The following is a 25,820-nucleotide window of genomic DNA, read 5'->3' as shown; positions in this document are numbered from 1 at the left end:
GATCCTTACGCTTTAGACGGTAATTCTTCGATGGTATGGAAGTGGTTGGTATAAATGCAGATATCACCTGCAATATTCAACGCTTTCTCTGCGATATCGCGTGCGCCCATATCGGTATTTTCCAGCAGGGCGCGAGCCGCGGCCTGGGCGTAAGGACCGCCGGAGCCGATAGCAATCAAATCATTTTCTGGCTGCACCACGTCACCGTTACCGGTGATGATGAGGGATGCGTTTTCGTCAGCCACGGCCAGCAAGGCTTCCAGCTTGCGCAGCATGCGGTCGGTACGCCAGTCTTTCGCCAGCTCAACGGCGGCTTTCACCAGATGGCCCTGATGCATTTCCAGCTTACGTTCAAACAGTTCGAACAGCGTGAAGGCGTCAGCGGTGCCGCCCGCAAAGCCGGCGATCACTTTGTCGTTGTACAGGCGGCGCACTTTTTTCACGTTGCCTTTCATTACGGTGTTGCCCAGCGTAGCCTGGCCATCACCGGCAATAACGACATGGCCATTACGGCGAACACTTACAATTGTAGTCACGAGCAGACCCCTTGGTTGCAAAAGCGGAATAGGGGCCCCGCGGTTTACGCGGGGCAGAATGCAATTATAGATGGGGGGGTTTTTAAGGGTTTCAACCCCTGGCGGCGAGACGAATGCAGTTTGCGTGTCCGGCCATCTTCAGCCGTTCAATCATATTGCTGGCGTTTTCTTTGCCCTTCAGCGGCCCAATCACTACGCGGTTCCAGCCGTTATTGGTGGTGATATGCGAGGCGAAGCCTTCAAACGCCAGCTGCGCGCGAACGGTCTCCGCCTGCTCTGCGCCTTTAAAGGACCCGCACTGGATCATCCAGCTGCGATCGTCTTTTTTCTCCGCGGTAGCGGTTTTAGGCGCTTCTTCAACGCGGGTTACCGGCGCGGCGGCCTGCGTTTTGGGCTGGGCGGTGCTGGTATGCGCCGGCGTTTGCAGCAGATCCTGATACGGTTGCTGATTCGATGCCGTTTGCTTCGGCTGCTGCTGTACCGGTTTGGCCTGCTCGACGGCCCGAGGCTGCGTACGCGGTTGCTGTACCTGCGTCTGGGCCTGCGCTAACTGCTGTTGCTGCACCTGCTGTTGCGCTAAACGCTGACGCTGTAGGGTTTGCTGGCGCTGCGCCGGGGTTTGTTCATTCCACGGCACCTCGGTCAGCTGCGTAGGCTGCTGACGCATATCGGCCTGCATTTGCGCTAACAGCTGGCGCTGCTCGTCCGTCAGCTGCTCCGGTTTCATGACTTCACCGCCTGCCGTGGGTTCCGTAGGCGCGCGGACGCCGGGCTGGCGACTCTCCAGCTCTTTAATATAGCGCCAGCGTTCTTCGGGCTTCGGCGGCAAGCCATTGCCCGCCGCCTGGCGATTCTGCAGCGCTTCAGCTTCTTCTTTCTTGTGGTGCGTGATGAAGTACAGTCCACCGATAAAGGCCACCAGCACCGCCGCGGCGATCGCCACCATAGCAGGTGAAACCGCCGAAAGGCCGCCTTGCTTGTTCCTTGAGCTTCGGGAGTTGCTCTTTTTGCGCCGCGAAGAAGCCGGTTGGCTGCGGCGTACATAATCTCGTTGTGCCACTATCGTTTCGCTGTCTTATTCGTTTTTCAGCCCGCCATGTTACTTAAGCGGCGGGCCTTTGACCAGAAGAGCAGGCCCGAAAGCCTGAAGATTATGTTCGGATTTTGCGCGTACTGCCGCGAACGATAAGCTCGCAGTCGAGCAATCGTGACCCGCTGCTGACGCTGTGGCCGTGCAGTTGATCCAGTAAAAGTAGCATCGCTTCGCGGCCAATATCAAAACGTGGTTGCGAGACCGTCGTCAATGGCGGATCGCAAAATTCAGACAAAGAGATGTTATCAAAACCAATAATAGACAGATCTTCAGGAACTTTCAGGCCGCGACGCTTCGCCAGCGATAATGCGCCCAGCGCCATGATATCGCTATGGCAGAAAATCGCCGTCGGTGGTTCCGGGAGCGTCAGCAACTGCTCCAGGGCGTTGGCGCCGGCTTCATAGGTAAAATTACCGCGGGCGATATAGTGCGGATCGACGGTTATTCCGCTCCGGCGTAGCGCCTGGACATAGCCCTGCAGGCGGTAATGGCATAACGGCATCTCTTCCGGACCGGCGATACAGCCAATGCGGCGATGCCCCAGTTCGTGCAGATAGTTAACGGCGTTGAACGCGGCGGTGAGGTTGTCGATATGCACCGTCGGCAGTTCCAGCTCGGGAGCGAATTCATTGGCCATGACCATCGGCGGCAGGTTGCGCTGTTCTTCTACGCCCGCATCGAAGGGCAGACGAGAGCCCAGCAGCAGCATGCCGTCGATCTGCTTGGTAATAATCAGGTCAATAAAGGTCTTTTCCTGACGATTCTGATGGGCGCAATCGCCAATCAGTACCAGATACTCTTGCTCCGCCGCGGTGACTTCAATGCCGCGAATAATCTCGCTAAAGAAGGGATCGCAGATATCCGGCACTATCACCAGAATGGTGCGCGACTCGTTGCGTTTCATGTTGCGCCCGAGCGATTGCGGTAAATAGCCGACTTCAAGCGCGGCCTGTTCAACCCGGTTGCGCGTGCTCTGCGAAACCTTATCCGGGTTCATTAACGCTCGGGATACGGTTGCCGTGGAGACGTTTGCCTTCTGGGCGACGTCTTTCATGGTGGCGGCAACGATCTGTTTTTTGGGCTTCACCTGTTTTCTCCTCGCTGGCTTGCGCAGACACATCCCTGGCGTTCTGACATCAGCCACATTTTTAACAGATAGTACATCCAGAGAGTTACAGAATTTTCATGAAAAACGTGATGGTGGTTGAATTTTTCGATCCGCCTCGCAACAGAAGCCTTAACCTTCAATAGGATCGACATCCAGAACCCATTTCACTTTTCGCGCTTCCGGCAGCGTGTTGATCAACGCCAGCGTCCCGCTGACGATATGCTGTAGCTGACTACGCGACGGATGCTGCAGGAGTATTTGCCAGCGCCAGCGGCCTCCGCGCTTTGGCGCCAGCGCCGGAACCGGACCGAGCACCCAGAGCTTGTTATCCGCCAGCGGGCTGGCCTGCAGTAAATTCCGCAACTGCTGTAAAAAGAGCGGCGCCTGCTGATTGTTATGGTCTTCGGCGCGAATCAGCACGTGGCTGGTCCACGGCGGCAGCTGCATGCTTTGCCGCTCCGCCAGCGCCTGCTCAGCAAACGCGTCGTATCCTTTATAGAGGAGCGTTTGCAGCAGCGGATGTTCAGGATGATGGGTCTGCAGGATCACCTCGCCCTGTTTGCCGGCACGGCCTGCGCGGCCCGATACCTGGGTATAAAGCTGAGCGAAGCGTTCCGCCGAGCGGAAATCGGCGGAGAACAGCGCACCGTCAACGTCCAGCAGGGAAACCAGGGTGACATCCGGGAAGTGGTGACCCTTCGCCAGCATCTGTGTGCCGATAAGAATGCGCGCGCCGCCGCGATTAACATCGGCAAGATATTGCTCAAGCGCGCCTTTGCGGCTGGTGGTATCTCTGTCGATACGGGAAATCGGGATATCGGGGAACAGCGGTCCCAGCGCCTGCTCAAGCTGCTCAGTGCCCAAACCTACCGGCACCAGATGCGTAGAGCCGCAGGAGGGGCACTGGCGCGGGATCGGGCGCTGGCTGTCGCAGTGGTGGCAGCGCAGATGATGCTGAGCCTGATGCAGCGTGTAGTAGCTGTCGCAGCGCGGGCACTCTGCTATCCAGCCGCAGTCGTGGCACAACAGCGCCGGCGCGAATCCGCGGCGGTTCAAAAACAGAATGACCTGGTTATCGGCCTGCAGATGCTGGCGCATGCGGCTAATCAGCGCCGGGGACAGCCCGGCCTGCAGCTGCTGGCCTTTTAAATCCAGGACATGCTGTTGAGCCGGCCGCGCATTTCCCGCGCGCCTGGTCAGCTTGAGCTGGCGATACTTGCCCTGGCGGACGTTATGAAGCGTTTCCAGCGCCGGGGTTGCCGTGCCCAGGATGATCGGGATTTGCTCGCTGTGGGCGCGCCAGACCGCCAGATCGCGCGCATGGTAGCGCCAGCCCTCCTGCTGTTTGTAAGAGCTGTCGTGCTCTTCATCGATCACGATTACCCCGAGGTCTTTAAAAGGGGTAAATAGCGACGAGCGGGTTCCGATCACAATCGCCGCTTCGCCGTTTTTGGCTTTTAGCCACGCGGAGAGGCGCTCGCTGTCGTTCAGCCCGGAGTGCAGGACTTCTACCGGGGCGTTAAAACGGTGGCGGAAACGGGCGATTGTTTGCGGCGTCAGGCCGATTTCCGGCACCATTACCAGCGCCTGGCGCCCCTGCGACAGCACGTTTTCAAGGACGCTCAGATAAACTTCCGTTTTGCCGGAGCCGGTGATCCCGGCCAGCAGCCAGGCGGAAAAACGGTCCGAGGCGCTATGAATCGCGCCAACGGCGGTGGCCTGTTCGGTATTAAGCCGCAGGCGCTCTCCGGGCACCGAGAAGCCTGTTCGCCAGTCGGTGATAGCGGGCGCTTCGCTGGCGAGTTCGGCAAGGCCTTTACCCCGCAGCGCCTGCAGCGCGGCATCGTTAAATTCCAGTTCGGCAACCTGATGGCGCCAGATTTTTCCCTGACGCAGCGCCGCCAGCGCCTGCTGCTGTTTGCGCGAGCGCTTAAGGCTGTTGATATCAACCGCTTGCCCCTGCTCGGTGGCAAACCAGTACCACATTGGCGCCGCGCTGGCGGGCTTCCCCTGGCGCAGCATGATCGGTAGCGCGTGAAACAGAACATCGCCGATGGGATGGTGGTAATAGTCCGCCGCCCACAGCAGCAGCCGCCAGACCGAAGAGGAGAAGACCGGCTCGGCATCAAGAACTTCGGCCACCGGCTTGAGTTCGTCAAGCGGCAGCTCGCTACGTTCGCTGACTGCCGTCACGATACCTATCCGCTCCTGCTTGCCGAACGGAACGCGCACGCGACAGCCCGCTTTGACCGGCATACCTTCAGGCAGCAAATAGTCAAAAGTGCGGGGCAGCGGAACGGGCAGGGCAACATGAGCGACGGGCATTTAATCTTCCTGACTTGAAATCTGGCGGGTTAGTATACACATTGTGATAAGGGCTCGCGGATCAGTTTGCATATGCTGGTCAAATTCTGTATGATTCGCCGCCTTTGATGTGCTTCGTGTAGCATCAAAATCTATTACCCGGTAGTGTAATCGCTCCGGGAATTATTAACATCGCGTGGTGTCTGGCGTTAGGGCTGGAAGAGCGACGCGGCCTTAACTGAGGTTCTCCCATGAAAAAAGATATTCATCCGAAATACGAAGAAGTTACTGCTTCCTGCTCTTGCGGTAACGTCATGAAAATCCGTTCTACCGTAGGTCACGACCTGAACCTCGACGTGTGCGGTAAATGCCACCCGTTCTACACTGGCAAACAGCGTGATGTTGCTACCGGTGGTCGTGTTGACCGCTTCAACAAGCGTTTCAGCGTACCGGGTACCAGCAAGTAATTTGCTGAAGAAGCCGCCTCAGGGCGGCTTTTTTGTCTCTGCTTTACAGAGGATAGCAGTATCGATTCAGGCAGCATTTATTCTCTTCTACCGCCTTCATCACGCTTCCCGCCGTCAGTTTTAACGAAGTGTTCATGGTCATTCCCGCGCTTTCCAGTCCCTTTGCCGTCCATTTATTACAGGTATTAAATATCCCGTAGCGGCCGTTTGCTGCGTAAAACTGGCTGTCGCCGTAGATCCCTTTTTTCAACGGTATCAGCTCCCCTCGTTCATTACGGGCAAAGCTGCGACCGATGTAGCGCAGCAGGCTGCTATTCTGGCCCGGGGTAAGGATTAATGCCGTCATTGCGCTTGCGGAAAAATAGCTTTCGGGCGCTCCTGAAAAGGCGACTACGTGCATTACCGCGCCGGATGACCAGAACATAGCCTGCAGCGTAAGTCGGGTGGTTATCTCCTGCGATTGATAAAAACCTTTATCGCCCCAGCCGATTTCATACCACTGTTCCCGCTGAGGAAAGCGTACGTTAAGCTGCGGCAGAATTTTGTTCACGTCATTGGCGGCCAGGATAATCCCGGTGTGCCAGCCGTGATTGACGAGATAGATTTCTGGCCCGGACGACGGTTTTTCTGGCGTCGGTTTGATGGCCTGAGGATAGGTGGCGCAGCCGTAAAGCAGGAAGACTATCCAGGCAACAAGCAGATTTTTCACGATCAATTACCTCGGGAACAGAGGCCAGTTTTTTTCAACGGTTTCCAGCTGCGGCGCGTCAAATAGCGCCTGCGGCGAGATGACGGTTTCGTCCATCGGGATCGCCTGACCGTAACGCTCTCTGAGTCTGGTACGAACGAGCGGGGATCTGAGGTCGAACTCGCTCAGCTTTTGCAGCGGCGTGTAAACCACGGGCCCGATGGCTTCAAAGACGTAAGGTTTTTTATTACGGATCACCACCATACCGGTGTGGCTGTAAGCGGAATGGGTCGCCAGCTGAATGGCTTTGCTTTGCGATGAGCGGGAGATTTGAAAAACGATATCGCCGGTTTGCGGCACCCAGGCGTGCGCCGGAAAGGCCGACGCCAGGCTCAGCGCCAGTACGCAGTATTTCATGGCATAACATCCTTGTTATCCAACTAAAAAGAGCGGCTGGTTTGCCCCGCCGCCCTGAGTGATTTTAGTATTCCCACGTATCCGGGTCGATGCCCAGTTCGCGCATAATCTCTTTTGCCGCTTCCGGGATTTCATCGCTGCGCTCTTTACGCAGGTCTTCATCGTTAGGCAACGGTTGACCGGTAAAGGCATGCAGGAACGCTTCGCACAGCAGTTCGCTGTTAGTCGCGTGACGCAGGTTGTTCACCTGACGACGCGTGCGTTCATCGGTGAGGATTTTTAACACCTTCAGAGGAATGGAAACCGTAATTTTTTTTACTTGTTCACTCTTCTTACCGTGCTCAGCGTATGGGCTGATATATTCGCCGCTCCATTCAGCCATGAGTTACCTTTAATCCTCTATTCATTAGTTAAGGGCCTGAACGTGAGTCCCGGCCATAATTGCGCGTAGTTTACCGTAGAGGGGCGCGTCTGACACCAAACAAGCCGCCACGGATGTGCGCTAATGCATATAATTTTAACGGCTATTTCCGGTTTGCTCAATCTATACGCAAAGAAGTTTAGATGTCCAGATGTATTGACGTCTATTATAACAATGATTACTCTGACACCTGACTTTTCACCGACTCAGCCAGGAACTCCCCAACATGACGCGTAAACAGGCCACCATCGCAGTGCGTAGCGGTTTAAATGACGACGAGCAGTACGGTTGCGTTGTCCCGCCCATTCATCTCTCCAGCACCTATAACTTCACCGGATTTAACGAACCGCGCGCCCACGACTACTCTCGTCGTGGTAATCCGACACGTGATGTTGTGCAGCGCGCGCTGGCGGAGCTGGAGGGCGGCGCAGGGGCGGTCCTGACGAATACCGGGATGTCGGCAATTCTGCTGGTGACTACCGTCTTCCTGAAACCGGGCGATCTGCTGGTGGCGCCTCACGACTGCTACGGCGGCAGCTACCGTCTGTTTGATAGCCTGGCGAAGCGTGGCTGCTATCGCGTGCTGTTTGTCGATCAGAATGACGAACAGGCGCTGCGCGCCGCACTGGCGGAGAAACCGAAGCTGGTTCTGGTCGAAAGCCCAAGTAATCCATTGCTGAGAGTTGTGGATATTGCGAAAATCTGCGGTCTGGCGCGTGAGGCTGGAGCGGTCAGCGTGGTTGATAACACCTTCCTGAGCCCGGCTTTGCAGAATCCGCTGGCGCTGGGCGCCGATCTGGTGTTGCATTCATGCACCAAATATTTGAACGGTCATTCTGATGTGGTGGCCGGGGTGGTTATCGCCAAAGATCCGGCGACCGTCACCGAACTGGCATGGTGGGCGAATAATATCGGCGTCACCGGCGGGGCGTTTGATAGCTATCTGCTGCTGCGCGGTTTACGTACGCTTTCTCCGCGTATGGAAGTGGCGCAGCGCAACGCGCTGGCGATTGTCGACTACCTGAAAACCCAGCCGCTGGTGAAAAAACTGTACCATCCGTCCCTGCCGGAAAACCAGGGGCATGAGATTGCGGCGCGTCAGCAAAAAGGCTTTGGGGCGATGTTAAGCTTCGAGCTGGATGGCGATGAGCAGACGCTGCGTCGTTTCCTGAGCGGGTTATCGCTATTTACGCTGGCGGAATCGCTGGGCGGCGTGGAAAGCCTGATTTCTCACGCCGCGACGATGACCCATGCGGGCATGGCGCCTGAAGCGCGTGCGGCCGCCGGGATCTCAGAAACGCTTCTGCGTATTTCGACCGGTATTGAAGATGGTGAAGATTTAATTGCCGACCTGGAAAATGGCTTCCGGGCAGCAAACGAGGAATAAACATGAGTGTGATTGCGCAGGCAGGGGCGAAGGGTCGTCAGCTGCACAAATTTGGTGGGAGTAGTTTAGCGGATGCGAAATGTTACCTGCGCGTCGCGGGTATCATGACGGAGTATTCGCAGGCGGGCGATATGATGGTCGTCTCCGCCGCCGGCAGTACCACCAACCAGTTGATCAGCTGGCTGAAGCTCAGCCAGACCGATCGCCTCTCTGCGCATCAGGTGCAACAATCGCTTCGTCGTTATCAGATGGAGCTGATTTCCGGATTGCTTGCTCCGGACGCTGCCGACGCGCTAATCGCCACGTTTATTCTGGATCTTGAACGCCTTGCCGGGCTGCTTGATGGCGGCGTAACGGACGCGGTCTATGCCGAAGTCGTCGGCCACGGCGAAATCTGGTCGGCCCGCCTGATGGCGGCGGTGTTGAATCACCTGGGCGTAGAAGCCGCCTGGCTGGATGCGCGTAGCTTCTTACGCGCCGAGCGCTCCCCACAGCCGCAGGTGGATGAAGGTTTATCCTACCCGCTTTTGCAGCAGCTGATAGCGCAGCATCCGAATAAACGCCTGGTTGTAACCGGCTTTATCTCGCGTAACAACGCCGGGGAAACCGTACTGCTCGGGCGTAACGGTTCCGACTATTCCGCCACCCAGATCGGCGCGCTGGCCGGGGCGTCCCGCGTCACTATCTGGAGCGACGTGGCCGGGGTCTACAGCGCGGATCCGCGCAAAGTGAAAGATGCCTGCCTGTTACCGCTGCTGCGTCTTGATGAAGCCAGCGAACTGGCCCGTCTGGCGGCTCCGGTACTGCACGCCCGTACGCTGCAGCCGGTTTCCGGCAGCGATATCGATTTACAATTACGCTGTAGCTACACCCCGGATCAGGGCTCTACGCGCATCGAACGCGTACTGGCTTCCGGTACCGGCGCGCGAATCGTTACCAGCCATGATGATGTCTGCCTGATTGAGTTCCAGGTGCCCGGCGGCCAGGATTTCAAACTGGCGCATAAAGAGCTGGACGCGATTTTAAAACGCGCTCAGCTGCGTCCGCTGGCGGTTGGCGTACATGCCGACCGTAAGCTGCTGCAGTTCTGCTACACCTCAGAAGTTGCCGACAGCGCCCTGAAGCTGCTCGACGAAGCGGGGTTGCCGGGCGAGCTGCGCCTGCGTCAGAAGCTGGCGCTGGTGGCGATGGTCGGCGCTGGCGTGACCCGTAACCCGCTGCACTGCCACCGCTTCTGGCAGCAGCTAAAAGGCCAGCCGGTAGAGTTCACCTGGCAATCAGAAGAGGGGATTAGCCTGGTCGCGGTGCTGCGCGCCGGGCCGACAGAAAGCCTTATCCAGGGCCTGCATCAGTCGCTGTTCCGCGCGGAAAAACGCATTGGTCTGATACTGTTTGGTAAAGGCAACATTGGTTCCCGCTGGCTGGAGCTGTTTGCTCGCGAGCAGACCACGCTTTCCGCCCGCACCGGGTTTGAATTCATCCTTGCCGGCGTCGTGGATAGCCGCCGCAGTCTGCTCAATTATGAAGGGCTAGACGCCAGTCGCGCGCTGGCTTTCTTTAATGATGAGGCCGTTGAGCAGGATGAAGAGTCGTTGTTCTTATGGATGCGCGCGCATCCGTATGATGATTTAGTGGTGCTGGATGTAACCGCCAGCGAGCAGCTGGCCGATCAGTACCTCGATTTTGCCAGCCATGGCTTCCACGTTATCAGCGCGAATAAGCTGGCTGGCGCCAGTAGCAGCAGTAAATATCGCCAGATCCACGATGCGTTCGAGAAAACCGGGCGCCACTGGCTGTACAACGCCACCGTCGGCGCCGGTCTGCCGGTCAACCATACGGTGCGCGATTTGATTGATAGCGGCGATACCATTTTGGCGCTGAGCGGTATTTTCTCCGGCACTCTCTCGTGGCTGTTCCTGCAGTTTGACGGCACCGTACCGTTTACTGATCTGGTCGATCAGGCCTGGCAGCAGGGGCTGACGGAACCGGACCCGCGCGTCGATCTTTCCGGGAAAGACGTCATGCGTAAGCTGGTGATCCTGGCACGAGAAGCGGGCTACGACATCGAGCCGGATCAGGTGCGCGTAGAATCGCTGGTGCCCGCCCACTGTGAAGAAGGTTCGGTGGATCACTTCTTCGAGAACGGTGAAGCGCTGAACGACCAGATGCTGCAGCGTCTGGAAGCAGCGCGCGAGATGGGGCTGGTGCTGCGCTACGTGGCGCGTTTTGACGCCAACGGTAAAGCTCGCGTCGGCGTGGAAGCGGTGCGCGAAGAGCACCCGCTGGCGGCGCTGCTGCCGTGTGATAACGTCTTTGCCATTGAGAGCCGCTGGTATCGCGATAACCCGCTGGTGATCCGCGGCCCGGGCGCTGGTCGCGATGTGACCGCCGGGGCAATTCAGTCGGATATCAATCGTCTGGCGCAGCTGCTGTAAGCGTCTCGTTATACTCTTGAGCCAACGAGACCAGTATTTGCGTCACCCGCCCTGCTGAAAACAGGGCGCTTTGCGTGAACTCGGGTCTCTTTTCCAGCCAGGTTGTGAAGCGTCGGCTGGCCGCGAGGTCAGGGGTAGAGGCGTTCTCGTCCGGCGTTCCGGCAAGCTGGCAGACCATTTTTCGGTTCTCTCCCTGCGTCCAGAGCTGCCACGGATTTTGCCACCAGCCATGATGCGTTTTGCCCTGCAGCCGCCACGGTGCCGAACTGGCGGGGTTGTTTATCTCTTCCTCCACATACCACAGCTCTCCTTTCCGCTGGCGAAACAGAGGCGCCCAGGCAACGATCGCCGCGCCGCGTAAAAAACATTCATGAGCAATGATGTGCGTTTTTATCGCTGGAAAACGATGGCTGAGCAGCTTGAAATGACCGTGTGCGGCGATGACCGGGCGCAGAATGGCGCCGCGGGAATGACGCTTTGGCGCGGCGCTGCCGTACTGTATCTCATCGAATTGACTGCGCTGTAAAAAGCCCGCTTCGGTCTGAGAGATTCGCTGAACGATATCGCCCGCAATGCCCTGAGGCGCTTCTCTTCCCCGCCAGCGATAGCGTAGTGATGCGCCAACCGGAAAAGGCGTGAAGTTCGACGAAAGATGGAGAACATTGCCGCGTACGGCGTCGAAGCTGAGTAAGAGATAGAGTTTCTGCCCGGCCTCATGACCCTGAAACGGCACAATCAACGGTACGCTGCAGATATGCTGCGGGCTCTCCATTACCGGGCTATGGTGATGTTTTGGCGTCCAGACTTTTTCACAGCGGCGGCACTGAAGCCGCTGGGTTCCCTTCGGGTTGTAGCCATAGCGAATTATATCTCGCCGATAACAGGCCGGGCAAAAATAGCCAGAGCGCCGGGCGTTATCCGTCAGATAGGCGGCCAGCCAGGGTCGGAACTCATCATCATTAAACAGCGGTGGATAGCTGCCGCAGGCTGCGCAGTACAGCGCGGGATAACCCAGCCGATAGTCCGGAAAACGGTAGTCGGCCGCAGAGGATAAACCCAGGTTACGGCAACCGTAGGTTTTACAGGCGTTAATGGTAAAAAGAGTCTCCACGAGCGGGCCAGCACCAACGATTTTTGCAGGTCGTTAATTTTGCCCTGCTCAGGTTGCATACAAATGTGAATACTCTCACATAAAAAAGTCTTTCAGAACGTAACTTAGCGCTTCTTGACCTCTCTGAAAGGAACTCCGATGAAATTAAAAACAATTAGCGCCGCCCTCCTGCTGACTTTGCCTTTCTGGGCCTGCGCCAAAGATGTCACCCTCATTTACACCAACGATCTCCATGCCCACGTCGAACCCTATAAAGTGCCGTGGATTGCCGACGGTAAACGGGACATCGGCGGCTTGGCGAATATCACCACGATGGTTAAGCAGGAAAAGGCGAAAAATAGCGCGACCTGGTTTTTTGATGCCGGCGACTATTTTACCGGACCCTATATCAGCAGCCTGACAAAGGGCAAAGCAATTATCGATATCATGAACACCATGCCCTACGATGCGGCGACGATAGGTAACCATGAGTTCGATCACGGCTGGGACAATACGCTGCTCCAGCTTAGCCAGGCGAAATTCCCGATTGTGCAGGGCAACATTTTTTATCAGAACAGCGATAAAGCGTTCTGGGATAAGCCCTATACCATTATCGAAAAAGAGGGCGTGAAAATCGGCGTGATCGGCCTGCACGGCGTTTTTGCCTTTGACGATACGGTATCCGCCGCAACGCGGGTGGGTATCGAAGCGCGCGACGAGGTGAAATGGTTACAGCACTATATCGATGAACTGAAAGGTAAAGTGGATCTGACCGTAGCTCTGATTCACGAAGGCGTCCCGGCACGCCAGTCGAGTCAAGGGGGGACCGATGTACGGCGTGCGCTGGATAAAGATATTCAGACCGCAAGCCAGGTCAACGGGCTGGACATTTTGATTACCGGCCATGCCCATGTCGGCACGCCGGAACCGATTAAAGTCGGTAATACGTTAATTCTTTCTACCGATAGCGGCGGCATCGACGTAGGGAAACTGGTGCTGGATTATCAGGAAAAACCGCATCAGTTCACCGTGAAGAACTTCGAGCTGAAGACTATCTATGCCGATGAGTGGAAACCTGACCCGCAGACGCAGCAGGTCATCGACGGCTGGAATAAAAAGCTGGATCGCGTAGTGCAGCAGGTTATTGCTCAAGCGCCGGTCGAGCTTACTCGCGCTTATGGCGTCTCTTCACCGCTGGGCAACCTTGCCGCGGATGCCTTGATGCAGGCGGCAGGTAAGGAGACGCAGCTGGCGTTAACTAACTCAGGCGGTATTCGTAATGAAATTCCCGCCGGGGCAGTGAGCATGGGAGCCGTTATCAGTACCTTCCCGTTCCCTAACGAGCTGGTCACCATGGATTTAACCGGGAAGCAGCTACGTAGCCTGATGGAGCATGGCGCGGGATTAAGCAACGGCGTGCTGCAGGTCTCCAGAGGCCTGGAAATGAAGTACGACAGCAGTAAACCGGTGGGCCAGCGCGTCGTATCGTTTTTGCTCAATGGTCAGCCGATTGAAGATGCCACGGTTTATCATATTGCCACCAACAGCTTCCTTGCCGATGGCGGCGATGGTTTTGCCGCGTTTACCCAAGGGCAAGCGCGTAATACTTCCGGCGGCTACTACGTTTCAAATGCGGTAGTGGACTACTTCAAAGCCGGAAATAAGGTGACGGACGAGCAGCTTAACGACATGCGTGTCGTCGATGTGAAGAAATAATCGTTTCAGGCCGGGCGGTTAGTCCGGCCTGCCGATCGCTGCGCTGCGAAAACTTCTTTAGCGGCAAACAGGCCATTCAGGGCCGCCGGGAATCCGGCATAGACCGCCATTTGCATGATAACTTCCGTCATCTCTTCTTGCGTCAGACCGACATTTAATCCGGCGGCGATATGCACTTTTAGCTGCGGCGCGGCGTTGCCGAGAGCCGTAAGCGCCGCGATGGTCGCGATTTCCCGGCTGCGTAAATCGAGCCCTGGCCTGGCATAAATATCGCCGAAGGGAAACTCAATCAGATAGCGGGCGAAATCGGGGGCAATATCCTTCAGGCTATTGACGACGGCATCACCGCCTTTGCCATCCACGCGCTGTAGCATTTCTTGTCCGATAGTAAAACGTTCGCTGGTCATCGCTTTTTCCTCAGTGTGATTGTGCATAGCGATGAAGGTTAGGGAAGTTTACCGGGCTTGAGTAATACCCTTTTCGTGATACCTTTTCAGTATGACAAATTCACGTTTACAGAATCTGGATATTCGCCTGCTGCGCTACTTCGCCGTTGTTGCGGAGGAAAACAACATCAGCCGGGCGGCGCAGCGGCTATTTATTTCGCAGCCGCCGCTGAGCCGTCATATCCGCCATCTCGAGGCGCAGCTGGGGCTGACGTTATTTTTGCGCCATACCAAAGGCCTGATTCTTACCGAAGAGGGAAGGCGAGTGCTGGACATGGTCCGGCCGCTGCTGGCGCTTCAGGAACGCACTCTGGCAGCGCTGAGCCAGCTCTCGGCACACTCGCAGCAGCCTCTTCGTCTGGGCCTGACGACCGCTTTTGAACAAGGAGTTTTCGCCGCCGCAGAAGCTGCTTTGGGCGAACATAACCGCGCTTTGCATATTACCCGTCAGCCCTCGCCGGCGCTGGCTCAGCGGGTGCGCAAGGGTACACTTGATGCGGCGCTGATCGCCCTGCCGCTGAATACCGATGGCCTTCACCTGCGCGCTTTATCGTATTATGAACCGCTCATGGCGGCCCTACCGGCAGCCTGGCCAGAGGCCGGTCAGGCGGATCTGGCGTTAAGCGCGCTCAATCACCGGCCGCTGTTTTGGTTTAAACGCGAGCGTAATCCCGATTTTTTTGACTATACGCGGCGCATTTTTGACCGGGCTGGCTATACGCCCGCCTACGTGGAGGAGCCCGCCGAGCACGATGTTCTGCTGGCGCGGATTGCGCGTGGGGAAGGGATGATTTTACTGCCGGCATCCTTTTCTGCTATTCAGCGTCAGGGTGTGGTTTTCTGTCCTCTTCAGGATGCCAGTCAGCAGCTTCCGCTCAGGCTGGGCGTGGTCACGATGCCGACAAATAAGATGTTGTTGGAAGAGTTGACCGCAGTACTTGAAAAATCATTGCCTTAGTACAGAGGAGATGAATTAATTTCATCCAGGCTGAATATTCCTCACTGTTTACGCTGATTTTTCTATTGACGCCAGTGTCCTTTTCCGTCATTTTTACATCTGGACGTCTAAACGTATAGAAGTTCGCGATACAACAAACAATAAAATGCGATTGATGAGGTAAGGTATGAGCTTTTTTCACGCCAATCAGCGGGAAGCCCTGAATCAGAGCCTGGCGGAAGTACAGGGCCAGATTAACGTCTCCTTTGAATTCTTTCCGCCGCGCACCAGTGAAATGGAGCAAACCCTCTGGAAATCCATCGATCGCCTCAGCAGCCTGAAGCCGAAGTTTGTCTCCGTAACCTACGGCGCCAACTCCGGTGAACGTGACCGTACCCATAGCATTATCAAAGGTATTAAGGAGCGTACCGGGCTTGAGGCCGCGCCGCATCTGACCTGTATCGATGCCAGCCGTGATGAGCTGCGTACCATTGCCAAAGATTACTGGGATAGCGGGATCCGCCATATTGTTGCGCTGCGCGGCGACTTGCCGCCGGGCAGCGGAAAGCCGGATATGTATGCCGCTGACCTGGTGACTCTGCTGAAAGAGGTCGGGGATTTTGATATTTCCGTCGCGGCTTATCCGGAGGTTCATCCCGAAGCTAAAAGCGCGCAGGCAGACTTGCTCAACCTGAAGCGTAAAGTCGAAGCCGGAGCAAACCGCGCGATTACCCAGTTCTTCTTCGATGTGGAAAGCTACCTGCGTTTCCGCGACCGCTGCGTCTCCGCGGGTATCGATGTCGAAATCATTCCGGGTATTCTGCCGGTCTCTAACTTTAAGCAGGCGAAAAAATTTGCCGACATGACCAACGTGCGTATCCCGACGTGGATGGCGAAAATGTTTGAAGGTCTGGACAATGACCCCGAAACCCGCCAGCTGGTAGGGGCGAATATCGCAATGGATATGGTGAAGATTTTAAGTCGTGAAGGGGTGAAAGATTTCCACTTCTATACCCTGAACCGCGCGGAAATGAGCTACGCGATTTGCCACACGCTGGGCGTGCGTCCGGCGTAAACAAGATTCAGTTTCCTCCCCTTATCTTCCTTCTTTTCTCTGCGGTGCCGAAAACGCATTCGACGCCGCTGCTTTTGGTTTATCGTCCCGCCAGCAAAGCGAGTATAGTGCCCGCAAAATATTCATGATGGTTGGATGATGATTATGGCAGGGAAAAATAGCCCGTTGGCCTTCGGCGGCCTGATTGTGCTGACGCTTATCTGGAGCTACAGCTGGATTGCGATGAAGCAGGTGACGCTCTATATCGGCGCGTTCGATTTTACCGCGCTGCGCTGTATTTTGGGGGCGGCTTTGCTGTTTATCGTTTTGCTGCTGCGCGGTCGCGGAATGCGGCCCACGCCATTTGGCTACACACTGGCGATTGCCCTGCTGCAGACCTGCGGGATGGTTGGGCTTGCCCAGTGGGCGCTGGTCAGCGGCGGGGCCGGGAAGGTTGCGGTTCTAAGCTATACCATGCCGTTTTGGGTGGTCATGATGGCGGCGCTATTTTTAGGCGAACGCATGCGGCGGCTGCAGTATGCCGCGATAGGCGTGGCGGCGCTGGGTTTATTGCTGGTGCTGCAGCCGTGGCAGCTCGATTTTTCGTCGATGAAAAGCGCCCTGCTGGCAATCCTCTCTGGCATAAGCTGGGGGGCCAGCGCGATTGTGGTGAAGCGGATGTATGCTCGCTATCCGCGCGTGGATTTACTGGCCTTGACCAGCTGGCAAATGCTGTATGGCGCGCTGGTGATGAGCGCCGTCGCCTGGCTGGTGCCGCAGCGCAGCATTGACTGGCAGCCTGGGGTTTTTTGGGCGTTGGGATATAGCGCGATTCTGGCCACGGCGCTGGCCTGGTGCCTCTGGTTATTTGTGTTACGTAATTTGCCCGCCAGCGTCGCGGGGCTGAGCACCCTGGCGGTCCCGGTCTGCGGAGTCCTGTTTTCATGGTGGCTCTTAGGGGAAAACCCGGGTCCGGTTGAAGGCGCCGGTATTGTGCTGATTGTCCTCGCGCTGACCCTAATCAGCCTCAAGAAGCGTGACGCTCGGGGGCAGGACGCATAAGTATTATCAACGCAAAACGCTCAATTACCCCTATGCGGACGCCGGGCCATCAGAAGCGATTTCAGCCAGCAGTAGCTGTACGTTTTGCCTGTCCATCAGAGAGAGAATATCGGCGGAAAGACCGGACTGGCAAACGGCGAAGTCAAGGTCTGCCAGACGACCGTAACCCGCAAGAAACGTTTGGCCAAATTTCGTTTTGTCCGCCAGCAGGATTTTCTGTCTTCCGGCCCGCATCAGCGTTTGCTTGACGTGCGCGCCGGCCATGGTTGCTACCGTCAGCTCGCCCTCGTCGTTGATTCCCTGAGTGCCAAGGAAGACCTTGTCGGCATGGATGTTATGAAAGAAGTCGGCGGTACTGAAAGAAATCATTCCCTGAGCCTCCTCGTCATATTCGCCAGGCGCTACGATCAATTTAATATTTTTACGCCCTTTCAGCAGATTAACGACCGGGAAGGAATTGGTTATCACCATGATTCTTTTATCTAAAATAAACTGAGCGAGCGCCAGCGGCGTGGCGCCGCAGTCGATAATAAGGGTATCGCCATCTTCAATCAGTTCGGCGGCTTTCTGGCCTATGAGATGCTTATCATCATCCATTTGAATCGAGTTCAGCAGAAAGCTGTGACCGGCGCTGGCGCCGCTGGTCAAATAGGCTCCGCCGTAGGTCGTTTTAACAATACCTTGTTTTTCAAAGAAGGAGAGGTCGCGACGGATGGTCATTTTAGTGACAGCGAACTTTGCGGCGAGCTCATTGACGACGACTTTTTTGTCCTGCTGCAGAATAGCGTAAATGCTCATTCTTCGATCTGATGACTGCATATCTACGACTCACCCAAAGGAAAATCGCACTATAAAATACATCGTTTTGGCGGGCAATGGCGGGTGAAAAGAAGATACCCGCCTGCTGGCGGGTATGTCGGGAGGGGTTATTCCCACTCTTGCAGGAAGCGTTGACCGTACTGGTCGGCAACCAGAAGCGCGGCATAAACCTGATCCGGCGTTGCGCCGCCGGGCATATTATGGATGGTTTCGCCTTCTGCGCAGGCTGCTTCCGCTACGGTACGCATTTTGCCTGGGATATCGGCTTTAATATCCAGCTGCGCCAGGGTGATAGGCAGTCCGACGCTATGGCACAGCGCCGCTACGGTTTCGATCTCTTCTACCGGCGCGTTTTCCAGTACCAGCTGCGTGAGCGTACCGAAAGCTACTTTTTCACCATGATAGTAGTGGTGAGCATCCGGGATCGCGGTCAGGCCGTTGTGGATAGCGTGCGCAGCCGCCAGGCCGCCGCTTTCAAAGCCGACGCCGCTCAGGTAGGTGTTGGCTTCAATCACCCGCTCCAGCGCTGGCGTCACAACGTGCTGCTCTGCCGCCAGCATCGCTTTTTCACCTTCTTCAATCAGCGTGTTGTAGCACAGTTCAGCCAGCGCCAGCGCTGCCTGAGTACATTTGCCGCCCGCCATAGTGGTGGCGCCGCTGCGGGAGCAGGCACGCGCTTCAAACCAGGTCGCCAGCGCGTCGCCGATACCGGCCGCCAGCAGGCGCGCCGGGGCTCCGGCAACGATTTGCGTATCGACAATGACCATGTTCGGGTTGCGCGGCAGCATCAGGTAGCTATCAAACTCGCCGTCATCGGTATAGATGACAGAGAGCGCGCTGCAGGGGGCATCGGTGGAGGCAATCGTCGGGGCAATCACCACCGGCAGATTCATAAAGTGTGCTAATGCTTTTGCGGTATCCAGCGTCTTGCCGCCGCCGATACCCAGCACGGCTGTGCAGCGGGCGGAACCGGCAATATCACGCAAGCGGTTGATTTCATTGTGTGAGCATTCGCCGCCAAACGGCGCGATTTCGCCAACCAGATCGGCATCCGCCAGGCTTTTACGCAGTTTTTCTTCGGCAAAACCGAGTACAAATTTATCGCCAACGATGAGCCAGCGCTCAGCCAGCGGTTTGAGGTATCCGCCAAGGCGAGAAATTGCGTCCGCGCCCTGAATGTACTTACCGGGTGATTGAATAATGCGATCCATTTCTATTCCTCCTGGATGACCGGGATGCCGCCTCCTGGGGCGGTCCGCCGATCGGGTTACAGGTTCAGAGTTCCAAAAGCGTTATTCCAGTCCTGCTCAAACTTCTCAATGGCTGACTCTACCGCAGGGGTGCCGAGCATTTGTTGCGCTACATCTAACGGCAGGGTAATAGCTTCGCAACCGGCTAACAGGCAATCCAGCGCCTGGCGCGGCGTCTTAAAGCTGGCGGCCAGCACTTTGCTTTCCGGCGCATGCAGCTCCAGCAGAGATTGCAGCTCCTGGACCATGCGGATGCCGTCGCCGCCCTGGGCGTCGACGCGGTTTACATAAGGTGCAACGTATTTTGCCCCGGCCAGCGCAGCCAGCAGGCCCTGAGATGCGCTATAGACCGCCGTACCAAGTGTGGGGATACCTTCTTTTTTCAACAGTTTGATCGCAGCGAGGCCTTCGGCAGTCACCGGAATTTTTACCACAATACCGGGAACGGCGTTGCTCAGGCGTTTGGCTTCTTCCACCATGCCCTGCGCGTCGCGGCTCATGGTCTGGGCGAACAAAATACCTTCCGGGCCGACGGCTTTTTGCAGGCGCGGCAGAACATCCCAAACCGGCGTTTTGCCTGCGGCGATAATGCTCGGGTTGGTGGTCACGCCTGCCAGCGGGTAAATACGGGCCAGGCGTTCAACTTCTGCTACGTTTGCGGTGTCCAGATAGAGTTCCATAATGCTTTCCTCAGTGCTTAATTCGTGGTGTCGTTGAGGTAAGAATACGGCTTTCACTCGAAGGGTCGCCAGATGACAAATTTGCCAAAAACTGGATAAATGTACGCATTACGACTAAGGGTGATTTAGATCACATTTATCTCGAGAGCAGGATCAACAGTGGGATAAAACTACGTACAAAAGTCAGGTTTAACACACAAAAATCTAGTTTTCCGGCGAAGCGGTTTTTTCCGTCAACTGGCTATGATACTGACGGCGATACTCTGACGGCGAGCGTTCGGTGTTTTTGCGGAACAGGCGGCAGAAGTAGTTGCTGTCGGCAAAACCGCAGGCATGAGCGATATCTTTCACTTTCATATCGTGGCCTTTTAACAGCATTCTGGCCTGTTCCAGGCGAATATGATTCAAGTATTCGTTAAACCCCATTGGCCCGCATTTCTGGAACAGATGGGAAAGATAGTTAGGCGAGAGATAAAACGCTTGCGCCACCGACTCCCGGGTTAACGGGTCGGCAAAGTGGGCATCAATATGCTTACGAATCGCTTCAAACAGCGCCTGGCTGCGCGATGACGTTTGCACCTGACTGCCCAGCAGATCGGCGCAGTGGCTGAGCAGGCTGGTGACGATACAGCGGGCCGTGTGCTGTTCCTGCGGCTGCATCTGCATTTCATTTAGCGCCTGCAGAAGAAAAGAGCCGACCCGGGGGCCGCGGCGCGGAACCTGCTGTTTATCCAGCACGCTAAGCGCGCCGCCGTCCCAGCGGCGCAGGGCGAATTCCAGCTGTTGTTTACCGAACAGGATGGTTAACAGCGTGGAGGGCACCAGCCATTGAGGAGCGTTCCATCCACCAGCCGGAATATAGAGCACATCGTGCGGCATGAGCCGGGCGCAATCGGCTTTAATCGCCGGATCCTGAAGCTGACCCTCAAGCATGATTTCGAGGCGCGGAAAATCGACGCATAGCGCTTTTTCAGAAGCCGGTCTGGACTCTGTGGAAAAATGGACTTTGCCGATTACCGCCTGACCTTTAATAAAAGAATCAATAACCTGATTGATGCCGTTATCCATTATCGCTCCGCAAAACATGCTTTATCTGCATCATACCGAACATCGTGGAAAAGGCAGAATACCAGAGGGTGGCATAAGATACTCCATCCAAGCAGGATTATTCTTCGGCTCTGTCTGTTTTTATATTTTTGCAATCATGTGCTTACAAGTTATTTCTGCGTACGGCGGATTGCTTCTGGCGGCATCACATATCAGGATTTTTCATTACTTAACATGGGAGTGAGCGAGGGGAATATCTTGTCGACAATCAGCTAACGGAAAGAGAGCTGGCTTAACCAGGAGGTTAGTCCAGTCTCTTTTCTTTATTGCCTGGTCAGTGACTGATTGAGGCCAGATTGTACTTCCATAAGCTCATTTTTGGCTTCTTGTAGCTTCTTCTCTTTTTTTCTGATTTTTTCAGGATCGCCTGAAGCCTGGGCGTGGCGTAGTTCTTCCATGCGCTCGCGGACCTTACTCTCCTTGTCTGCAACCTTCTCTTGCCACTCAGAAGTAAGTTTACCGTCTGTGCAGTAGCGTTGTACTTTTGTCAGCGCGCTTTCCAGCCCCCTGATTCTATGTATATTTCCGTAAGCTTTGGCATACTCCAGCTGTTTTTGAATTTGATATTCTTTTTGCGCACAACCAGACCATTTATCGGATGCAGTGGCTGCGGCAGAAACAAAAGGGCTAAGTAATATAAAACAGGTAAGTGATTTAATTATAAACTTCATGATAAGTCCTTTATCAATTTAAACAGTAAGGGCGAGAGTTTTGTAGTTATTTAACATTGAATGTTATTTGAGAAAAGAGACCCGGTCAATAACCATTGACCAGGATTTCTCTTATAATTATATGATGTAAAGTTAATTGTTAAATTAATGATTTATAATCAAAAATATAAAATACAACAATCCCGTTGAGTTGCGTGTGAGTACCTCGCTGGTAAAATATAAAGTAAAAGGTGCGCGGACATTCAGATGATGGTTTTAATAAATCACTCACTTTATTTTTTTAGAAATATTGATATCTATGAGATTTATTTGTTTGTCGATGTTTTGCCCTTTTGCAAGAAAATGCACAACCACTAGTGATGGATAAATTAGGCCATAGGTTTTTTCATGATATCTGCTGTTTTTTTATCTGGCCACTGAAAACCCATCTGCTAAAACAGATCTCAGGGATTATTTTCTGACCAAAGCGGCTGCTTTTCGGCGCAATGGGTATCCCGAAAAGGGGAAGTCAGGGTATGAAAGTGTGTTGCATAATATTAATGTTATGTTATACCGTAACATATTGTTGCTAACCTAAACTTAGGAGAGAGTGATGACCCGAAAGATTTCCGCGCTTATGCTTGGTATGAGCCTGGTCCTGGCGAGCAGCCAGGCTGTTGCCCACGGCCACCATAGTCATGGCCCGGCGCTGACCGAAGCAGAGCAAAAGGCGAGTGAAGGCATTTTTGCCGACCAGGATGTAAAGGACAGGACGCTGAGCGACTGGGACGGTATCTGGCAGTCGGTAAATCCCTATCTGCTGAACGGCGATTTAGATGCCGTGCTGGAGCAGAAGGCCAAAAAAGCCGGTAAAAGCGTGGCGGAATATCGGGAATACTATAAGAAGGGCTATGCCACCGATGTGGACCAGATTGGTATCGAAGATAACGTCATGGAGTTTCACATTGGAAAAACCGTGAATACCTGTAAGTACGCCTATTCCGGTTACAAAATCCTGACCTACGCATCCGGTAAAAAAGGCGTGCGCTACCTCTTTGAATGCCAGCAGGCGGATTCAAAAGCGCCAAAGTTCGTCCAGTTTAGCGATCACACCATTGCGCCGCGCAAATCCCAACATTTCCATATCTTTATGGGCAATGAGTCGCAGGAAGCGCTGCTGAAAGAGATGGATAACTGGCCGACCTACTACCCTTACGCGCTGCATAAAGAGCAGATTGTCGACGAAATGCTGCATCACTAATAAAAAGCCCCGGTAAACGCGATGCTTAACGGGGCCGAGGTTTTTAACCCGGCTCGCGCTACGCACGCTTAGCCGGGCTACAGGTTTCTCAAGGCGAATTAGCCGGTGTTACGCATACCAGCCGCAACGCCTGCGATGGTGACCATCAGCGCTTGTTCAACGCGCGGATCCGGTTTTTCACCTTTCTCTTCCGCCAGGCGTGAACGATGCAGCAGTTCGGCCTGGAGTACGTTCAGCGGGTCGGTATAGATATTACGCAGCTGGATGGACTCCGCGATCCACGGCAGGTCGGCCATCAGGTGGGAATCGTTGGCGATGGCCAGCACCACGTTGATGTCAGCAGACAGCAGTTCGCGCAGCTCTTCGCCCAGCTTCCACAGTTCGGGCTTCACCAGACGCTGATCGTAATATTCCGCCAGCCACAGATCGGCTTTTGAATAGACCATCTCCAGCATGCCGAGACGAGTAGAAAAGAACGGCCAGTCGCGGCACATGCTCTCTAGCTCGCTCTGCTTGCCGCCTTCGACGACTTTTTGCAGCGCAGCGCCGGCACCCAGCCAGGCTGGCAGCATCAGGCGGTTTTGCGTCCATGCGAAGATCCACGGAATGGCGCGCAGCGACTCGACGCCGCCGGTCGGGCGACGTTTGGCCGGGCGCGAGCCCAGCGGCAGTTTGCCCAGCTCCTGCTCCGGCGTCGCGGAACGGAAGTAAGGAACGAAATCTTTATTTTCACGCACGTAGCCGCGGTACATCTCGCAGGAGACGTCGGACAGCTCGGCCATGATGTCGCGCCATTGCGCTTTTGGCTCTGGCGGCGGCAGCAGGTTGGCTTCCAGAATCGCGCTGGTGTAGAGCGACAGGCTGCTGATGGTGACTTCCGGCAGACCGTATTTAAAGCGGATCATCTCGCCCTGTTCGGTGACGCGCAGGCCGCCTTTCAGGCTTCCCGGAGGCTGAGAGAGCAGGGCCGCGTGCGCCGGCGCGCCGCCGCGACCGATAGAACCACCGCGGCCGTGGAACAGCGTCAGCTCAATGCCGGCCTTTTCACAGGTTTTAATTAACGCGTCCTGCGCCTGGTACTGCGCCCAGGAGGCGGCCATTACGCCCGCATCTTTCGCCGAGTCGGAATAGCCGATCATGACCATCTGCTTGCCCTGGATAAAGCCGCGATACCAGTCGATATTCAGCAGTTGGGTCATAACGTCGTCGGCGTTATTCAGGTCGTCCAGGGTTTCGAACAGCGGAGCGACCGGCAGCGCAAAGCCGATACCGGCTTCTTTCAGCAGCAGATGTACTGCCAGGACGTCTGACGGCGTTTTGGCCATCGAAATCACATAGGCTGCAATAGAGCCTCGCGGCGCTTCGGAGATGACTTTGCAGGTCTCAAGCACTTCGCGGGTTTCTTCGCTCGGCTCCCACTGACGCGGCAGCAGAGGACGTTTGGAATTCAGTTCGCGGATCAGGAAGGCCTGTTTGTCAGCTTCTGACCAGCTTTCATAGTCGCCGATGCCGAGGTAGCGGGTCATCTCGCCCAGCGCTTCGGTGTGACGGGTGCTTTCCTGACGGATATCGATACGCACCAGCGGTACGCCAAAGGCTTTTACGCGGCGCAGGGTATCGAGCAGCTCGCCGTTGGCGATAATCCCCATACCGCAGGCCTGGAGCGACTGGTAACAGGCGTAGAGCGGTTCCCATAGCTGCTCGTTTTGCGTGATAAGGCCCGCCGGTTTCGGCAGCTTCTGCCCCTTCAGGCGCGCTTCCAGCCAGGCCTGCGTCTCCATCAGCTGCGTGCGCAGTTTTTTCATCAGGTAACGATAGGGTTCCTGCGCGCCTTCCGCGCCTGCCAGTTCACGAAGCTCGTCGGTACACTCGACCATTGACAGCTCGGAAATCAGCAGCTGCACGTCTTTCAGGAACAGATCGGTGGCTTTCCAGCGGCTGAGCAGCAGGACGTGGCGGGTAATGTCGGCGGTTACGTTCGGGTTGCCGTCGCGGTCACCGCCCATCCACGAGGTAAAGCGGACCGGGACAAAATCTACCGGCAGCCGATAGTTGAGGTTATCTTCCAGCTGCTCATTCAGCTCACGCAGGTAGTTTGGTACACCTTCCCACAGGCTATTTTCGACAACCGCGAAGCCCCATTTGGCTTCATCCACCGGGGTAGGGCGATGCTTACGGATTTCATCGGTATGCCAGGACTGGGCAATCAGTTGGCGAAGACGGCGCATGACCTGGTGGCGCTCATAGTCAGCAATATCGTTATTATCGAGCAGCTTCAGGCAGTTGTTGATCTCGCCCATCTTGTGGATCAGCGTACGACGCGTGATTTCTGTCGGGTGCGCGGTCAGCACCAGTTCCAGCGACAGGGATTCAACGGCTTGTTTAATAATCGTTTCGTTGAGATTCGGTTGCTCTTTGAGCTTTCTCAGGGTGCGGGCAATCACTTCAGGATTACTGGCCGCTTCGCCTTTTGGCGAAATGCTGTGGTATTGCTCAGCGGTATTAGCCAGGTTCAGAAACTGGCTAAAGGCGCGCGCCACCGGCAGCAGCTCGTCGTTGGACAAGTTTTGCAGCGTGGTGAGCAGCTCCTGGCGGTTGGCTTCATTGCCAGCGCGAGAAGATTTGGACAACTTACGGATAGTTTCGACACGATCAAGAATGTTTTCTCCTAGCGCATCCTTGATGGTGTCGCCCAGCACCTTACCGAGCATACTGACATTACTACGCAAAGCGGAATATTGTTCGTTCATGTTACCCCAGACACCCCATCTCATTTTATTTTGTTATATCCGGCGCTCGAAAATTTGAGCAGTGGATAAGCAACCGTCTTTTATAAAGCCACGTAAAACCCCCCGCGTCAATTGTTGCGAAATCGCTTCAGCAAACGAATAA

23 protein-coding genes are annotated in these 25,820 nt (G+C 55.5%); 8 read left to right on the top strand and 15 right to left on the bottom strand.

Annotated features, from left to right (window positions below):
- Positions 1–5: 5 nt before the first annotated feature.
- The 4 genes from hslV to priA form a co-directional block, all read right to left on the bottom strand.
- Complete coding sequence (gene hslV, locus ABLV75_RS13775; protein WP_004107530.1) at positions 6–536, bottom strand: ATP-dependent protease subunit HslV; 531 nt, start codon at positions 534–536, stop codon at positions 6–8.
- Between the two features lie 91 nt (positions 537–627).
- Positions 628–1,596 carry a cell division protein FtsN gene (gene ftsN / locus ABLV75_RS13770; RefSeq protein WP_071530263.1) on the bottom strand — a complete coding sequence of 323 codons (969 nt, stop codon included), beginning with the start codon at positions 1,594–1,596 and terminating at the stop codon, positions 628–630.
- Between the two features lie 91 nt (positions 1,597–1,687).
- Positions 1,688–2,716, bottom strand: a complete 1,029-nt coding sequence (gene cytR, locus ABLV75_RS13765; RefSeq protein WP_004107539.1) for a DNA-binding transcriptional regulator CytR — start codon at positions 2,714–2,716, stop codon at positions 1,688–1,690.
- A 150-nt stretch (positions 2,717–2,866) separates the two neighbouring features.
- Complete coding sequence (gene priA / locus ABLV75_RS13760; RefSeq protein WP_004107541.1) at positions 2,867–5,062, bottom strand: primosomal protein N'; 2,196 nt, start codon at positions 5,060–5,062, stop codon at positions 2,867–2,869.
- Positions 5,063–5,292: 230 nt separating this feature from the next.
- On the opposite strand from priA, the gene rpmE reads away from it, so the two are divergent.
- Positions 5,293–5,508, top strand: a complete 216-nt coding sequence (gene rpmE, locus ABLV75_RS13755; RefSeq protein WP_004107543.1) for a 50S ribosomal protein L31 — start codon at positions 5,293–5,295, stop codon at positions 5,506–5,508.
- A gap of 43 nt (positions 5,509–5,551) precedes the next feature.
- Here the strand turns inward: rpmE and ABLV75_RS13750 are convergent, their stop codons facing one another.
- The 3 genes from ABLV75_RS13750 to metJ all read right to left on the bottom strand — a co-directional run bounded on the left by ABLV75_RS13750 (position 5,552) and on the right by metJ (position 6,995).
- On the bottom strand, positions 5,552–6,217 hold the full coding sequence (locus tag ABLV75_RS13750; protein WP_004107545.1) for a TIGR02117 family protein: 666 nt from the start codon (positions 6,215–6,217) through the stop codon (positions 5,552–5,554).
- Between the two features lie 6 nt (positions 6,218–6,223).
- The gene (locus ABLV75_RS13745; RefSeq protein WP_004107546.1) at positions 6,224–6,613 is read right to left on the bottom strand and encodes a YiiX/YebB-like N1pC/P60 family cysteine hydrolase; all 390 of its coding nucleotides are present in this window, start codon (positions 6,611–6,613) and stop codon (positions 6,224–6,226) included.
- A gap of 64 nt (positions 6,614–6,677) precedes the next feature.
- Complete coding sequence (metJ, locus tag ABLV75_RS13740; protein WP_004107547.1) at positions 6,678–6,995, bottom strand: met regulon transcriptional regulator MetJ; 318 nt, start codon at positions 6,993–6,995, stop codon at positions 6,678–6,680.
- A 265-nt stretch (positions 6,996–7,260) separates the two neighbouring features.
- On the opposite strand from metJ, the gene metB reads away from it, so the two are divergent.
- Positions 7,261–8,421, top strand: coding sequence for a cystathionine gamma-synthase (gene metB / locus ABLV75_RS13735; RefSeq protein ID WP_004107548.1), 1,161 nt, complete (start codon positions 7,261–7,263; stop codon positions 8,419–8,421).
- A gap of 2 nt (positions 8,422–8,423) precedes the next feature.
- Positions 8,424–10,856 carry a bifunctional aspartate kinase/homoserine dehydrogenase II gene (locus tag ABLV75_RS13730; protein ID WP_004107549.1) on the top strand — a complete coding sequence of 811 codons (2,433 nt, stop codon included), beginning with the start codon at positions 8,424–8,426 and terminating at the stop codon, positions 10,854–10,856.
- Here ABLV75_RS13730 and ABLV75_RS13725 read toward each other — a convergent pair.
- Positions 10,831–11,967, bottom strand: coding sequence for a hypothetical protein (locus tag ABLV75_RS13725; RefSeq protein WP_004107550.1), 1,137 nt, complete (start codon positions 11,965–11,967; stop codon positions 10,831–10,833). The two genes, ABLV75_RS13730 and ABLV75_RS13725, sit on opposite strands and share 26 nt — an antisense overlap.
- 138 nt (positions 11,968–12,105) lie before the next feature.
- On the opposite strand from ABLV75_RS13725, the gene ABLV75_RS13720 reads away from it, so the two are divergent.
- Positions 12,106–13,662, top strand: a complete 1,557-nt coding sequence (locus ABLV75_RS13720) for a bifunctional UDP-sugar hydrolase/5'-nucleotidase (protein WP_004107551.1) — start codon at positions 12,106–12,108, stop codon at positions 13,660–13,662.
- Between the two features lie 5 nt (positions 13,663–13,667).
- On the opposite strand, the gene ABLV75_RS13715 is transcribed toward ABLV75_RS13720, so the two are convergent.
- Entirely contained in the window at positions 13,668–14,069 is a 402-nt protein-coding gene (locus tag ABLV75_RS13715) for a carboxymuconolactone decarboxylase family protein (protein ID WP_004107552.1), read from the bottom strand.
- Between the two features lie 91 nt (positions 14,070–14,160).
- Between ABLV75_RS13715 and ABLV75_RS13710 the strand changes: the two genes are divergently transcribed.
- The 3 genes from ABLV75_RS13710 to ABLV75_RS13700 all read left to right on the top strand — a co-directional run bounded on the left by ABLV75_RS13710 (position 14,161) and on the right by ABLV75_RS13700 (position 17,161).
- Entirely contained in the window at positions 14,161–15,066 is a 906-nt protein-coding gene (locus ABLV75_RS13710; RefSeq protein ID WP_004107553.1) for a LysR family transcriptional regulator, read from the top strand.
- A gap of 166 nt (positions 15,067–15,232) precedes the next feature.
- Positions 15,233–16,120, top strand: coding sequence for a methylenetetrahydrofolate reductase (metF, locus tag ABLV75_RS13705; protein WP_004107554.1), 888 nt, complete (start codon positions 15,233–15,235; stop codon positions 16,118–16,120).
- A 144-nt stretch (positions 16,121–16,264) separates the two neighbouring features.
- Positions 16,265–17,161, top strand: coding sequence for a DMT family transporter (locus ABLV75_RS13700; protein ID WP_004107555.1), 897 nt, complete (start codon positions 16,265–16,267; stop codon positions 17,159–17,161).
- A gap of 30 nt (positions 17,162–17,191) precedes the next feature.
- On the opposite strand, the gene ABLV75_RS13695 is transcribed toward ABLV75_RS13700, so the two are convergent.
- From ABLV75_RS13695 to ABLV75_RS13675, 5 genes are all read right to left on the bottom strand, one after another.
- Positions 17,192–17,959 (bottom strand): DeoR/GlpR family DNA-binding transcription regulator, encoded by a 768-nt coding sequence (locus tag ABLV75_RS13695; RefSeq protein ID WP_016809662.1) that lies wholly within the window; start codon positions 17,957–17,959, stop codon positions 17,192–17,194.
- 128 nt (positions 17,960–18,087) lie between these two features.
- The gene (locus tag ABLV75_RS13690; RefSeq protein WP_004107557.1) at positions 18,088–19,191 is read right to left on the bottom strand and encodes a glycerol dehydrogenase; all 1,104 of its coding nucleotides are present in this window, start codon (positions 19,189–19,191) and stop codon (positions 18,088–18,090) included.
- Positions 19,192–19,247: 56 nt separating this feature from the next.
- Positions 19,248–19,910, bottom strand: coding sequence for a fructose-6-phosphate aldolase (gene fsa / locus ABLV75_RS13685; protein WP_004107558.1), 663 nt, complete (start codon positions 19,908–19,910; stop codon positions 19,248–19,250).
- A 204-nt stretch (positions 19,911–20,114) separates the two neighbouring features.
- Entirely contained in the window at positions 20,115–20,978 is an 864-nt protein-coding gene (locus ABLV75_RS13680) for an AraC family transcriptional regulator (RefSeq protein ID WP_004107559.1), read from the bottom strand.
- A gap of 302 nt (positions 20,979–21,280) precedes the next feature.
- On the bottom strand, positions 21,281–21,688 hold the full coding sequence (locus ABLV75_RS13675) for a DUF1090 domain-containing protein (RefSeq protein WP_004107560.1): 408 nt from the start codon (positions 21,686–21,688) through the stop codon (positions 21,281–21,283).
- A 592-nt stretch (positions 21,689–22,280) separates the two neighbouring features.
- On the opposite strand from ABLV75_RS13675, the gene zinT reads away from it, so the two are divergent.
- On the top strand, positions 22,281–22,928 hold the full coding sequence (zinT, locus tag ABLV75_RS13670) for a metal-binding protein ZinT (protein ID WP_004107563.1): 648 nt from the start codon (positions 22,281–22,283) through the stop codon (positions 22,926–22,928).
- Between the two features lie 98 nt (positions 22,929–23,026).
- Here zinT and ppc read toward each other — a convergent pair whose 3' ends face one another.
- Positions 23,027–25,678, bottom strand: coding sequence for a phosphoenolpyruvate carboxylase (ppc, locus tag ABLV75_RS13665; protein WP_004107564.1), 2,652 nt, complete (start codon positions 25,676–25,678; stop codon positions 23,027–23,029).
- Between the last annotated feature and the right edge of the window lie 142 nt (positions 25,679–25,820).

The organism is Klebsiella sp. CN_Kp066 (assembly GCF_040065135.1).
GTDB classification, from domain to species: Bacteria; Pseudomonadota; Gammaproteobacteria; order Enterobacterales; family Enterobacteriaceae; genus Klebsiella; species Klebsiella oxytoca.
The sequence above is the reverse complement of the archived record's forward strand: the minus strand, read 5'-3'. Positions and strand labels throughout refer to the sequence as shown.

What these genes read in the sequence shown, in the direction of transcription:
- ABLV75_RS13715 (WP_004107552.1), bottom strand. Translation starts at nt 14,069, where the DNA reads ATGACCAGCGAACGTTTTACTATCGGACAAGAAATGCTACAGCGCGTG.
- ABLV75_RS13730 (WP_004107549.1), top strand. Translation starts at nt 8,424, where the DNA reads ATGAGTGTGATTGCGCAGGCAGGGGCGAAGGGTCGTCAGCTGCACAAA.
- ABLV75_RS13700 (WP_004107555.1), top strand. Translation starts at nt 16,265, where the DNA reads ATGGCAGGGAAAAATAGCCCGTTGGCCTTCGGCGGCCTGATTGTGCTG.
- ABLV75_RS13690 (WP_004107557.1), bottom strand. Translation starts at nt 19,191, where the DNA reads ATGGATCGCATTATTCAATCACCCGGTAAGTACATTCAGGGCGCGGAC.
- metJ (WP_004107547.1), bottom strand. Translation starts at nt 6,995, where the DNA reads ATGGCTGAATGGAGCGGCGAATATATCAGCCCATACGCTGAGCACGGT.
- ABLV75_RS13710 (WP_004107553.1), top strand. Translation starts at nt 14,161, where the DNA reads ATGACAAATTCACGTTTACAGAATCTGGATATTCGCCTGCTGCGCTAC.
- ABLV75_RS13695 (WP_016809662.1), bottom strand. Translation starts at nt 17,959, where the DNA reads ATGAGCATTTACGCTATTCTGCAGCAGGACAAAAAAGTCGTCGTCAAT.
- rpmE (WP_004107543.1), top strand. Translation starts at nt 5,293, where the DNA reads ATGAAAAAAGATATTCATCCGAAATACGAAGAAGTTACTGCTTCCTGC.
- fsa (WP_004107558.1), bottom strand. Translation starts at nt 19,910, where the DNA reads ATGGAACTCTATCTGGACACCGCAAACGTAGCAGAAGTTGAACGCCTG.
- priA (WP_004107541.1), bottom strand. Translation starts at nt 5,062, where the DNA reads ATGCCCGTCGCTCATGTTGCCCTGCCCGTTCCGCTGCCCCGCACTTTT.
- metF (WP_004107554.1), top strand. Translation starts at nt 15,233, where the DNA reads ATGAGCTTTTTTCACGCCAATCAGCGGGAAGCCCTGAATCAGAGCCTG.
- ppc (WP_004107564.1), bottom strand. Translation starts at nt 25,678, where the DNA reads ATGAACGAACAATATTCCGCTTTGCGTAGTAATGTCAGTATGCTCGGT.
- ABLV75_RS13745 (WP_004107546.1), bottom strand. Translation starts at nt 6,613, where the DNA reads ATGAAATACTGCGTACTGGCGCTGAGCCTGGCGTCGGCCTTTCCGGCG.
- zinT (WP_004107563.1), top strand. Translation starts at nt 22,281, where the DNA reads ATGACCCGAAAGATTTCCGCGCTTATGCTTGGTATGAGCCTGGTCCTG.
- ABLV75_RS13680 (WP_004107559.1), bottom strand. Translation starts at nt 20,978, where the DNA reads ATGGATAACGGCATCAATCAGGTTATTGATTCTTTTATTAAAGGTCAG.
- ABLV75_RS13675 (WP_004107560.1), bottom strand. Translation starts at nt 21,688, where the DNA reads ATGAAGTTTATAATTAAATCACTTACCTGTTTTATATTACTTAGCCCT.
- metB (WP_004107548.1), top strand. Translation starts at nt 7,261, where the DNA reads ATGACGCGTAAACAGGCCACCATCGCAGTGCGTAGCGGTTTAAATGAC.
- ABLV75_RS13720 (WP_004107551.1), top strand. Translation starts at nt 12,106, where the DNA reads ATGAAATTAAAAACAATTAGCGCCGCCCTCCTGCTGACTTTGCCTTTC.